The following is an 11,800-nucleotide window of genomic DNA, read 5'->3' on the forward strand; positions in this document are numbered from 1 at the left end:
AAAATACTTAATAAGTATTTCTGGAAGTAATAAATTGGCTATGGCTAATAATGAATCTGATGGCATTAAAAATTTTTATTCAAAGGTCTTGCTTTTTTAGATGCTCCACAACTTTTGAGATTGACCCGGTTTCAACGAGTGCAATAAATAATACACAAGGACCATTGTTTAGGCACTTCGCTCGATGTGGTTTGCCTGCGGGTCCATATAAGTATGATCCTGCTTTAACAATTTTAGGAGCTTCGCCCTTGTATTGCACCTCCAAATCTCCACTCATTAAAATCATTCGTTCAGCAGACTTATGTGTGTGTCGAACGACTTCAGTGTTGGGTTCTATTTTAAAAAACAAGTCTAAATTAGGTTTGGTCATTTCGCCGTGTAGAATGCTAAAGGAACAGTTTGGAAAAAAATCTGGAGCATCATGCCATATTAAGCTTTTATCAGATGGGAACTTGGAAAAAGAAGCTTCTGTTGCGTAGTTGTCAGCATGTTGTGCATGTGTCATAGATAGCTGAAATAAAGCAATAAAACATAGGGACCTAAGGATGGATTTAAATGAGAGTGTTTTCATGATTTTTAGTTTAATGATTATTTATAAAGATACGAAAATCTCATTAACTAATTGCTGTTCAATATGTTGTGAATTTTGTGTCTATGAATTTTTTACTCAAAATCATTTTTAGTTTTCTTTTTATAACAACCAATGTTGTGCATTGCTTGTCTCGTAGGGCAATAATAAGTATGCTTTTCTTTCTTTCGGAGTGGCTTTCTGTTATTGGTATTTAGCCATATTAGTTGACCAGTGTTTTTTGCATAATTAAGTTTTTGTTCAACTTTTTATCAACCTTAAGATGGTTAATGGCTGTTTCTATTTTATCAGCTTCAAAAGCTTCAAAGTCTGGTGTGTTTGGGATGTGCTGCTCGTCTTTATGAACCTTTTCCACATAAGACTCAACTGGTCTTGGTTGTACGTTTTAAAAATTACTTTTCTGCTTATTCTTAAAATTTAAAATTTACTAGAAAAATGGCAAAAAAATAAGACAGCCTATTCAGAGAGCCTCTTCTTTTATCCCTTACATTAATATTAAAAAGCCTATATTTAGCCTTGATTTTTTAACTTCTATATTCATTGCTGTGCGATATCTTTTAAGCTTTTTTCTGCTAGTACTACTCGTTTTTAATTGTTCAAATAAAAGTGATTCCTCTAAAAAGGATTATAAATATACTAACGATTTAATCCACGAAACCAGTCCGTATTTACTACAACACGCCCATAATCCTGTAGATTGGAAAGCTTGGAATCCAGAAACTTTAGCCTTAGCCAAAAAAGAGAATAAACTTATCGTTATTTCGGTGGGCTATGCTGCTTGCCATTGGTGTCATGTTATGGAACATGAAAGTTTTGAAAACGACTCTGTGGCTAAGATTATGAATGCAAAATTCATCAATATCAAAGTCGATAGAGAAGAGCGTCCCGATATTGACCAAGTGTATATGCATGCGGTACAGTTAATGACAGGAAGTGGCGGCTGGCCATTAAATTGTATAGCGTTGCCCGATGGAAGACCTATTTTTGGAGGCACCTATTTTGAAAAAGAGCAGTGGATTAAAATTCTTAAAGATGTATCGGACTTATACGAAAATGATCCCGATAAAGCCATAGCTTATGCCGAACAACTTACACAAGGTATTAAAGAAACCGATTTAATTGCACTTAATAAAAATCCAGAACCTTTTACAAACAGCGCTATTGTAGAATCTGTTGAAACATGGAAAGCCAATTTTGATACGATAAACGGCGGCATCACTGGCAGTCCGAAGTTTCCATTGCCTAATAATCTAAGTTTTTTATGGCGCCATGGGATTCAAAATAAGGATCAAGCGCTTCAAAATTATGTATCAACAACCTTAACCAAAATGGCTTATGGTGGTATTTACGATCAAATTGGTGGCGGTTTTTCTAGATATAGTGTAGACGAAACATGGCATATTCCACATTTTGAAAAAATGCTTTACGATAATGCTCAATTGGTTAGTGTGTATTCCAATGCCTATTTGGTAACCCAAAACCAGCTTTATAAACAAATTGTAGAGGAGACACTACAATGTGTTGAACGTGATTTTTTAGACGAATCGGGAGCCTTTTATTCAGCCTTAGATGCCGATAGTGAAAACGCAAAGGGTAGCTTGGAAGAGGGGGCTTTTTATGTTTGGAATGAAGCTGAATTGAAAGCAGCATTAAAAGCTGATTTTGAAGCTTTTAAAACTTATTACAATATTAATAAGATTGGTTTCTGGGAACATGATAATTATGTATTGTATAGAACGAAATCGGATACAGAAGTATCGGAAATTCTTAATGTATCGGAAGCAGCATTACAAGAAAAACTAAAAAACTGGAAGCTTACACTCTTAAAAGAACGTAGCAAAAGAAAACCACCTCGTATAGATAACAAAGCATTAACCAGCTGGAACGCTTTAATGTTAAAAGCATATACCGATGCGTACCGCGTGTTTAAAAAGCCGCATTATTTAGAAATGGCTATAAAAAACGCTCAGTTTATTAAAGATAAACAGTTGCGTGAGGGTGGCGGATTGAATAGAGTGTATATAAATAAAGAGAGTTCAATAAACGGTTATTCTGAAGATTATGCAGCGACTATTGAAGCTTTTATAAGTTTGTATCAAGTGACATTAGATGAAGCTTGGTTAACTTCAGCTAAAGATTTAATGCATTATACTCTGGAACATTTTTATGATGAGGGGACTGGCATGTTTTATTTTACGTCTAATCTAGACACTTCTTTAATTTCAAGGAAAATGGAAACTGTAGATGGGGTAATACCATCGTCGAATGCCACCTTAGCCAAAAATTTATTTACACTTGGTTTGTACTATTATAACGATGACTTCGGAAAAAAAGCAAAGCAAATGCTGAGTAATGTCACTGAAGATGCTTTGCAGTATCCTTCTAGCTATAGTCAATGGTTGGATTTAATGCAAAACTACACGAAACCTTTTTATGAAGTAGCTATTTCTGGAAGTGAAGCGAAACAGCATCTATACGAGTTTCAAACCAACTATTTGCCCAATGTGATTTATGCTGCAGCAACATCAGAAAGCAACGTGCCCTTATTGGAAAGTAAAAACGTTCCAGGCAAGACTTATATTTTTGTGTGTACAAATGGTAGTTGTAAGGCACCACAAACAGAGGTTTCAAAAGCCATTCAGTTGATCAAGTATTGAAAATAAGCGCTTTTTTTTGATAATGTGGTAGTTTTTTAGTGTGTAAATATAGGTTTAAAGCTTATATAGGATTAGATATCCATGGAGTTAATAATTTTAATAAACTAAAATTATTGATTTATTTTTTTTCCTAACTCAAAATTGGAATAATAAAAAAAAAGCAATAAATCTAATTATCTTTTTAAAATTTAAGTATTTTTTCTTATTTTTATTAAAAATTTAACACAAATAGTTTTGAAAACAGGCTTTTCACATTTTGAAACCCTTTGCAAACCTCTTACTCTTCGAGGTTTACAGCCTATTTTTAATTGTTAAACATTAGCATGTTTATGTTTTTTCTTTTACAATAGTTAAGAAGATAAAAATTTCATTCATGTTTTAAATGTATTAACACTATGCAATTCATAAATTTAAATTTTTCAATAATTTGTAATCTTTTCTGCAAGTCTCTAACGCTTAGAGGTCTTCAGCCTATTTTCGACTGTTAAATGATTAGTTTCTATGTTATTTATTATGCTAAAATAATTTTTAAGCATAGAAATAACTACGCTTTAAATTCTTTTAAATTTTAATTTTCAAACTAATCGAATCAAAAATGAAAATACTTAATTATATAACAATTTTATTGTTCATGTGTTTTGTAGGAAACCCCGCGTTTTCACAAAGATTAATAACAGGTACCGTAAAGGCTGAAAGTAATGCCGTTCCTTTGGTAGGCGCAAATGTTGTAATACCTAGCTCAAGTAAAGGTGTTGTAACCGATTTTGATGGGAATTTCTCCATTGAAATTCCTGAGAGTGTAACTCTTTTAGAAGTATCTTATATAGGTTATGAAACTAAAAAAGTACAACTTACAAATCAAAACAGATATGAAATTAAGCTTAAACAAGGCGAAGTTTTAGATGAAGTGGTTGTGGTTGGATACGGTACACAATCAGCAAAAGATATTAGCAGTAGCATTGTAACTATTAAAAATGAAGATGTTGCTAAAATTCCTTCCTCAAGCTTTGAAAATACCATTCAAGGGCAAACACCTGGGGTTAATATTTCAGCGTCATCTGCAACACCAGGATCTGCAGTAAATGTCAATATTAGAGGTGTTTCGTCAATTTCAGCTAGTAGTCAACCCTTATTTATTGTTGATGGTGTGCCTCTAGTTTCTAGAAATAATTCTGCATTAAATAGTAATATTCAGCCTGCAAACCCTATTGCAGATATTAATCCAAGCGATATCGAATCGGTAACCATTTTAAAAGATGCGGCAGCAGCTTCAATTTATGGTTCTCGTGGTGCTAATGGTGTCATATTAATAAAAACCAAAAGAGGTTCTCAAGGCAAAACTTCGGTCGATATAGGGTATTATACAGGGTTTTCAACCATAACCAATACACCAGAACTTGTTAGTAGCGATCAATTTAAATCGTTTTTTAATACAGCTGCAGAGTTTGACGGTCTTGGTAGCGACTATTTCGATTGGATAGACACATCTAGTGGTCAAAACACCAAAATTTTTGATGAGATTTTTAGAACAGGAATCACACAAAATTTAGATGTTAGCTTTAGTGGAGGTACCGATAAAACACGCTTTTATTTAAGCGGAAACTATTTCGATCAACAAGGTATTCAGATAGGACAAGGTTTTAAAAGGTTAAGTACGAGAATCAATTTAGATCATAATGTTAGTGATAAAATTAAAGTAGGTACAACCACTTTTATAAGTCGCGGTGATCACCAACGAACCATTAACGAAAACGACGAATATGGGGTGGTTATTAATGCACAAGGTTGGGATCCTACAGCACCAATTAAAGACGGAAATGGCGACTATACCAATCCGTTTGATTACAACACATGGTGGCCTCTAGAGAATCCTGTTTATATTGCCGAAGAGTATATCAATACATCACGTAGTACCCGTATTCAAAGTTCGAATTTTTTGGAATGGAAAATCATTCCTGATTTAAAATTTAGATCGGCATTTTCTTTAGAATATTCAAACTTTGTTGAAGATTCTTTTGTGCCTGTAGGATCCAATAAAGCACCAAATGGAGAAGCTATATTTGCAACTTATGAAGAGACCACCTGGCAATGGGAAAATACTTTAAATTACAACAAATTAGTAGCCGATGTTCACGCCTTTGATGTTACTGCTGGTTGGACGCTTCAAGAAACTAAAGCACAATTTTCAGATCAGTCGGGCGTAGGTTTCGCTACCAATAATACATCAAGTTTATCGGCAGCAGGAACCATTCTAACGAGTACTTCTGGGAAAAATCAGTTTGGTTTACAATCTTTCTTCGGAAGAACAAATTACACCTACGATAGTCGCTACATTTTATCATTTACATTAAGAGCCGATGGTTCGTCACGATTTGGTAAAGACAATCAATATGGTTATTTCCCTTCTGGTTCTTTGGCCTGGAGAATCAATAAAGAAAACTTTTTCGATGTTGAAAGCATTTCTAATTTAAAAATTAGATCCAGTTATGGTATCACAGGAAACCAAGAGATTTCTTCAAACTGGGTAGGTACATATTCGTTAAACGCGAATTATAACGGTGTGCCTGGAATCGCTCCAAACCGTTTAGAAAATGATAAACTAGGCTGGGAGAAAACAAAACAATTTAATATTGGTTTGGATTTTGGGATGTTTAATCAGCGCTTAAATTTTACAGCCGATTATTTTAATAAACAAACCGAGGACCTGCTTTTAAGTGCTGGTGTATCTGGCCTAACAGGTTTTGGGTCGGTGTTTCAAAATATTGGAGAAATACAAAACACAGGTTTCGAATTTAGTGTGAATGCCAGTATTATTGATGGAGCAAAATTTAAATGGGATTCTGGGTTTAATGTGACTTTTTTAGAGAATCAAATAAATAAACTACAAAATGATGGCGAGTTAATAGGTAGAAACCACATTTTAAAAGAAGGTGAGGCGGTAAGTACTCTATATTTAATTGAATACCTAGGTGTAGATCCTCAAACTGGTGATGCCATGTTTACCGATGTTAATCAAGACGGTGTTATCGATTTTGACGATAGAAAAATTGTAGGCAGTGCTTTGCCAAACTATTTTGGAGGTTGGACAAACTCATTATCATATAAAGGCTTTAGCTTAACAGCAAATTTCCAATTCTCTGGAGGAAACAAAATTTTTAACCAAAGTAGACATGTTTATGAGAATTTCGGATTTACAAGAAGCGGCTTGCCTTACGCTAATATTAGTCAGCGTGTTTATGATAACTATTGGAGAGAACCAGGGCAAGTTACCGATGTACCACGACCATCTACCGAATCGGGACAAATGCAACGTTTTAGTACACAGTACTTAGAAGATGGCGATTATATTCGTTTAAAAACTTTACGTTTAGGCTATAATCTTCCTAGAAATGTACTTAATAAATTGGGGATAAATAATACTTTGGTTTATATACAAGGGCAGAATGTATTTACAATTACTGATTATTTAGGTTTCGATCCAGAAGTTTCAACGAATACCTCTAGTCAAGGCGATTTAAATGTATTGCAAGGTGAAGACTTTGGTACTCTAGGACAAGCACGCACATTTACAATTGGTTTAACAACTTCATTTTAAAAAAAGATTGAGATGCGAGCATGCTAGAAACATTAACATTCAAAGGAATGAATGTTAACGATTAGCATGAAACCATTAAATAACAATAAATATAGACACATGAAAAAAATAAATATTTGGTTTATAACATTAGTATCATGTTTAAGCCTAACTTTAATTGGTTGTAGCGATATTTTAGAGGTGCAACTTGATGATGAAATTCGATCTGAAGACGCCATTACCGATGCCATATCATTAAAATCGGCGGTGGTAGGTCTTTACGATATCTTACAAAGCTCTACCTATTATGGTGGTGAGTTTGTTTTAGCACATGCCTTAACAGGAGGTATTGCCGATGCAACAGGCTTTAGAGAACGTTTTACACAATTAGATAATGCCATAATTCCAACCTCTAACTTGTATGTTGAAAGTGCATGGATAGATGCCTATGCTTTAGTAAATGCAAGTAACTTAATTTTAGAAAAAGCAGACGAATTACAATTAGATGATCCCAACTCAAAAGGGTCGGCGCACTTTTTTAGAGCATTAGGACTTTTTGATGCCTTACGTCAGTTTGGGCAGTTTACAGATTTAAATTCCGATTATGGTGTTCCCGTTTACACGAATTATATCAATGCAAATACAGCCTTAACCATTCCACGTGCTTCGGTTTCAGATTCTTATAATCAAATTACATCCGATCTTTTAAAGGCTATCGATATGTTGGAATATAGCGACAATAAACTATATGCTACCAAAGGTGCTGCTGAGGCTTTGTTGGCAAGGGTTTATCTATACCAAGGCGCGTATGCTTTGGCAGAACAATATGCTGATACCGTTTTAGGTAATTTTGATTATGAATTAAATTACGATTATAACGATATTTATTACGATGAGGAATCTTTAGAATCAATTTTAGAACTACAATTCTTAGACACCGATGGTAATGGTTTAACCTCGTTATTATCGGTTTCCCCGCCAGAGGTATCTGCTAATTATGGCGATTTCTATGTGTATATGGCAGATGATGACGACCCAAGAGGTGATTTATATTATGATAATGGAAGAATTGTTTTTGTAGATAAATATGGTATTAATGATGGTGAAGTAACAGCAAATGCTATTATTTTAAAATTATCTGAAATGTATTTGATTAAAGCCGAAGCCCAAGCAAGGCAAAATCCTACCAATTTAACAAATGCTATAGCCACTTTAAATGAAGTAAGGACTCGTGCGTTACCAAGTATGCCTATTACAGCGACTGATGCACCGGATTATGATGCATTTGTTGGTGTTTTATTGGATGAAAGAGCTAGAGAACTTGCTTTTGAAGGACATAGATGGTTTGATATCGTGCGTTTAGGTAGAGCAGAAGCTATTTTGGGAATTGAAGCATTTAGAACGGTTTATCCAATTCCACAATCAGAAGTTTCAATTTCACAAGGCGTAATTCAGCAAAACCCTGGGTACTAATAGCAAATGTAAAACCCTTGCCAAGAAGTCTGTTTGTTATAAAAATAAAAGACTTCTTGGTTTTTTAAAATTTAGAGTTTTGCAAGGCTGAAAAGGAGTGAATAAGTTATATTGATAAGAATGAATAAAAATAAAAAATTTTCATTGTGTATTCATGGTGGAGCAGGTGTAATAAGTAAAGAAGAGCTTTCTAAAGCAGAAAAAGCGTCTATAGTTGCCCATTTAAAGCAAAGTTTAACTGCAGGAGAGCGTATATTAGAAAAAGGAGGATCTGCATTAGATGCCGTTTGTGCATCTGTTGAGGTTTTAGAAAATAGCGCCCATTTTAATGCAGGTCATGGCGCTGTGTTTTCTAGAAGTGGTAAGCATTTTTTAGAAGCATCGGTTATGGAGGGCAAGGCATTACAAGCCGGATCGGTAGCAAATTCAGAAAGAGTTAAAAACCCTGTTTTATTTGCAAAAGCATTATTGGCCCATAAAGATGTGGTAATGATGTCTGGAACCAACGCCGATGTTATGGCAGAAAAGATGGGCTGCGATATGGTAGAAAATAATTATTTTGATATTGATTTTAGAAAAAAGCAATGGGAACAAGCTAAAAAGCTTTCTGAAGATGCTATTTTCTTAGATCATTCCAATTTAAAAATGGGAACCGTTGGCGCCGTTGCTATCGATACTGAAGGTAACGTAGCGGCAGCAACCTCTACAGGGGGGATGACAAACAAACTCGATGGTCGCGTGGGCGATACCGCAGTTATTGGTTGTGGTACCTATGCCAATAATAAAACTTGCGCGGTTTCGTGCACAGGCATTGGCGAGTATTTTATTCGAGGAACTGTAGCCTCATTAGTCTCTAATTTAATGGAGTTTGCTAATCTTTCCTTAGAAGAAGCTTCAAAAAAAGCCATCCAAGAACAGGGTGTCTTGGGCGGTGAAGGTGGTTTAATTGCTATCGATAAAGATGGAAAAATAGCGATGCCATATAATTCAGGAGGTATGTATCGTGGTTATGTTACAGAAACCGACAAAAAAGTGATGATTTGGGATACCGAAGCCTAAACCAATTTCAAAACCATTCAAAAATACATGAGATGAGAACTGTTTTATTACTATTTTTTTTATGTTGTTTTTTTATTGGCTGTGAAACTAAAAATGATTCAAAGCGTGATAAAGTTGATATAATTGCACAGCAGGCTTCAAATTACGCCAAAGGGAAATTATTCATTATTGGTGGAGGAAAGCGCCCAAAAGCCTTGGTTGAAAAACTTATGGCAGTAAGCGAACTTTCCAAAGACGATTATATGGTGATTTTACCCATGTCGAGTGCCGAACCGGATTCAGCCGTGTTTTATGCGTCTAAGCAATTTTTAGATTTTGGGGTGCCTTCAGGAAAAATAAAAGGGTTCAATTTTAAAAAAGATGACCTTCACCCACAATGGATTGATTCTCTTAAACAAGCGAAACTGATTTATATGACGGGTGGCGATCAAACTAAATTTATGGATATTGTGTTAAATACCAATGTGCATGAAGCTATAAACACGGCCTATCACAACGGAAGTACCATCGCCGGAACCAGTGCTGGAGCCGCAGTAATGAGTAATAAGATGATTACAGGTAATGAATATAAGCATCCTGAATATACAGGAGATTTTAGAACGATTGAAGCTGAAAATATAGAAATAACCAAAGGCTTAGGTTTGCTTAAAAATGTCATTATAGATCAACATTTCATAAAAAGAATGCGTATGAATAGACTGCTTAGTGTTGCTTTAGAGCACCCTAAAAGTATGGCTGTTGGTATCGATGAATCTACGGCGATTATTGTAGAAAACCACTCGGCAACGGTTACTGGGTTGTCACAGGTTGTTGTGGTAGAAAATAAAGCTTCAAAAGTGTATCAAAAAAATGGATTGTTAGGTGGTGACTCCTTGCAAGTTAAAGTGGTCTTGCCAGGAAAAACGTTTCAACTACCTATTCAAAATTAATTAAGAAAAAAGCTATGCAGATAAAGAAGTTTCCAGATACCATTACGATAATTCTAGTTATAAGTTTGTTCTTTATTGTTTTAACATGGATTATTCCGTCTGGTGAATTTGATAAAACCATCGTAGACGGACGCGAAGTTATTGTAGCAAATTCGTATCGTGAAGTGGAAGCTGCACCCCAAGGCATTGGAGCTTTTTTAACAGCCCCAATTAAAGGGTTTACTTCGGCGGCTTTTGTTATTGCTTTTGTTTTTTTAGTTGGAGGGGCTTTTTCGGTTTTAAATGCTACAGACGCTATAAATGCGGGATTATTTCGAATTATAACTTTTGGAAAGGATTATCCGCAATATAAGATTGCCGTTTTGGCAGGCATAACTGCTTTGTTTTCATTGGCAGGCGCTACTTTTGGTATGAGTGAAGAAGTATTAGTTTTTATACTAATAACCATTCCTTTAGCAAAAGCCATGGGCTACGATGCCTTATTAGGAACAGCCATTCCCGTTTTAGGAACTGGGGTAGGTTTTGCAGGAGCAATTACCAATCCATTTACCATAGGGATCGCTCAAAGTATTGCTGAAATCCCTATGTTTAGTGGGGTGGAATATAGACTTCTTGTTTGGGTAATGCTCACTTCTATTGCCTGTTTTGCCATTTCAAGATATGCCATGAAAATGGATAAAGATCCTAGCAATAGTCTGCTTTTTCATTTAAATACTGAAGATGAAGCGACCCTGGATCCTGTAGATTTTCCAGAGCTCAGCACTAAAAGGAAACTCGTTTTAGTAAGCTTTTTTTTAAGCCTCGTCATACTGATTGTTGGGGTTGTATATTTAGGGTGGTATATTAATGAAATTGCGGGTTTATTTATTGCTTTAGCTATAGTTTCGGCTATTATAACTAAGATTCCGGTGCATAAAGCAACTTCCGTTTTTATTGCAGGTGCTAAAGAGATGATGACTGCAGCATTGGTTATTGGGTTGGCTAAAGGTTTATTAGTGATTGCCCAAGATGGAAAAATCATTGATACCATTTTAAACGAAGTGGCTTTAGTTGCTGGTAATATGCCAAAATTTGTATCGGCAGAACTCATGTTGATTTTTCAATGCGGTTTAAACTTTTTTATTCCTTCGGGATCTGGGCAAGCCGCACTTACAATGCCTATAATGGCGCCTTTAAGTGATTTAATTGGGGTAAGTAGGCAAGTTGCAGTTTTAGCGTTCCAAATGGGCGACGGCCTTACCAATATTATTGTGCCCACAAGCGGGGTGACCATGGGGGCTTTATCCATAGCAAAAATTCCTTATAGTATATGGTTGAAATGGATTGCGCCTATATTTATTGTATTAGTTGTTGTGGCTATGTTGCTTATGCTACCACCACTATTAATTTTTACTTGGTAACTCTGAATTATGAAATAATACCAACTATAACCTAAAATGTGCCCTATAATGTGTTTCTGTGACACTCATTTCCAAATTATTTAGGACGCTTTTTAAATCATAAATGGAATAAAAAATTG

Annotated in this window: 8 protein-coding genes; 6 read left to right on the plus strand and 2 right to left on the minus strand. The window is 35.2% G+C overall.

Translation table 11 applies throughout. From position 1 onward, the window contains the following. Window positions 1–79 precede the first annotated feature (79 nt). The gene (locus H6X70_RS15305) at window positions 80–571 is read right to left on the minus strand and encodes a cupin domain-containing protein (protein WP_194768573.1); all 492 of its coding nucleotides are present in this window, start codon (window positions 569–571) and stop codon (window positions 80–82) included. A gap of 220 nt (window positions 572–791) precedes the next feature. Then, complete coding sequence (locus H6X70_RS15310) at window positions 792–944, minus strand: hypothetical protein (RefSeq protein WP_194768574.1); 153 nt, start codon at window positions 942–944, stop codon at window positions 792–794. Window positions 945–1,134: 190 nt separating this feature from the next. Here H6X70_RS15310 and H6X70_RS15315 point away from each other — a divergent pair, with 190 nt between their 5' ends. The 6 genes from H6X70_RS15315 to H6X70_RS15340 all read left to right on the plus strand — a co-directional run bounded on the left by H6X70_RS15315 (window position 1,135) and on the right by H6X70_RS15340 (window position 11,681). Beyond that, window positions 1,135–3,246, plus strand: coding sequence for a thioredoxin domain-containing protein (locus H6X70_RS15315; RefSeq protein ID WP_317171479.1), 2,112 nt, complete (start codon window positions 1,135–1,137; stop codon window positions 3,244–3,246). Between the two features lie 595 nt (window positions 3,247–3,841). Further along, window positions 3,842–6,841 carry a SusC/RagA family TonB-linked outer membrane protein gene (locus tag H6X70_RS15320; RefSeq protein ID WP_194768575.1) on the plus strand — a complete coding sequence of 1,000 codons (3,000 nt, stop codon included), beginning with the start codon at window positions 3,842–3,844 and terminating at the stop codon, window positions 6,839–6,841. 99 nt (window positions 6,842–6,940) lie between these two features. After that, window positions 6,941–8,293: a RagB/SusD family nutrient uptake outer membrane protein gene (locus H6X70_RS15325; RefSeq protein ID WP_194768576.1), complete on the plus strand. Its 1,353-nt coding sequence runs from the start codon at window positions 6,941–6,943 to the stop codon at window positions 8,291–8,293. 120 nt (window positions 8,294–8,413) lie between these two features. Continuing rightward, window positions 8,414–9,352: an isoaspartyl peptidase/L-asparaginase family protein gene (locus tag H6X70_RS15330; RefSeq protein ID WP_194768577.1), complete on the plus strand. Its 939-nt coding sequence runs from the start codon at window positions 8,414–8,416 to the stop codon at window positions 9,350–9,352. A 32-nt stretch (window positions 9,353–9,384) separates the two neighbouring features. Further along, window positions 9,385–10,281: a cyanophycinase gene (locus H6X70_RS15335; RefSeq protein WP_194768578.1), complete on the plus strand. Its 897-nt coding sequence runs from the start codon at window positions 9,385–9,387 to the stop codon at window positions 10,279–10,281. A 14-nt stretch (window positions 10,282–10,295) separates the two neighbouring features. After that, on the plus strand, window positions 10,296–11,681 hold the full coding sequence (locus tag H6X70_RS15340) for a YfcC family protein (protein WP_194768579.1): 1,386 nt from the start codon (window positions 10,296–10,298) through the stop codon (window positions 11,679–11,681). The last annotated feature ends 119 nt before the right edge of the window (window positions 11,682–11,800 follow it).

Source organism: Tamlana sp. I1 (genome assembly GCF_015355625.1).
Taxonomy (GTDB): domain Bacteria; phylum Bacteroidota; class Bacteroidia; order Flavobacteriales; family Flavobacteriaceae; genus Pseudotamlana.